This is a genomic window from Vibrio sp. ZF57, from assembly GCF_001691235.1.
In the GTDB taxonomy this organism is placed as follows: domain Bacteria; phylum Pseudomonadota; class Gammaproteobacteria; order Enterobacterales; family Vibrionaceae; genus Vibrio; species Vibrio crassostreae_C.
The window spans coordinates 1-1,177 of record NZ_MAKD01000081.1; the positions used below are offsets into that span (position 1 = coordinate 1).

Genomic DNA, 1,177 nt, shown 5'->3' on the forward strand with positions numbered 1-1,177 from the left:
TGTCTAAAGAAAAATTTGAACGTACGAAACCGCACGTAAACGTTGGTACTATCGGCCACGTTGACCACGGTAAAACAACTCTAACTGCTGCTATCTGTACTACACTTGCAAAAGTGTACGGCGGTGTTGCTAAAGATTTCGCATCTATCGATAACGCTCCAGAAGAGCGTGAGCGCGGTATCACAATCGCAACTTCTCACGTTGAGTACGATACTCCAGCACGTCACTACGCACACGTAGACTGTCCAGGACACGCGGATTATGTTAAAAACATGATCACTGGTGCTGCACAAATGGACGGCGGTATCCTAGTTGTTGCTGCGACTGACGGCCCTATGCCTCAAACTCGTGAGCACATCCTACTTGGTCGTCAAGTTGGTATCCCTTACATCATCGTATTCATGAACAAATGTGACATGGTTGATGACGAAGAGCTACTTGAGCTAGTTGAGATGGAAGTTCGTGAACTTCTTTCTGAATACGACTTCCCAGGTGATGACCTACCAGTTATCCAAGGTTCTGCACTTGGCGCACTAAACGGCGAGAAGCAGTGGGAAGACAAGATCGTTGAGCTTGCAGAAGCACTAGATTCTTACATTCCTGAGCCAGAGCGTGCAGTTGACCAACCGTTCCTACTACCAATTGAAGATGTATTCTCAATTCAAGGTCGTGGTACTGTTGTAACTGGTCGTATCGAGCGCGGTATCCTACGTGTAGGTGACGAAGTAGAAATCGTTGGTATCAAAGAGACTACTCTTACTACTTGTACTGGTGTTGAAATGTTCCGTAAACTGCTTGACGAAGGTCGTGCAGGTGAGAACGTTGGTGCACTTCTACGTGGTACTAAGCGTGATGACGTTGAACGTGGTCAAGTACTTTCTGCGAAAGGTTCTATCAACCCACACACTAAGTTTGAGTCTGAAGTATACGTACTTTCTAAAGACGAAGGCGGCCGTCACACTCCTTTCTTCAAAGGTTACCGTCCACAGTTCTACTTCCGTACAACTGACGTAACAGGCGACATCACTCTACCAGAAGGCGTAGAAATGGTAATGCCAGGTGACAACGTTCAAATGACTGTTGAGCTAATCGCTCCAATCGCAATGGACGAAGGTCTACGTTTCGCAATCCGCGAAGGTGGCCGTACAGTTGGTGCTGGTGTTGTAGCTAAAATCTT

The 1,177-nt window shown here is 46.8% G+C and carries 1 protein-coding gene; it reads left to right on the forward strand.

Annotated features, from left to right (window positions below; translation table 11 throughout):
- The coding region (tuf, locus tag A6D97_RS11465; protein ID WP_016783752.1) for an elongation factor Tu at positions 1–1,177 on the forward strand (1,177 nt) is incomplete at both ends.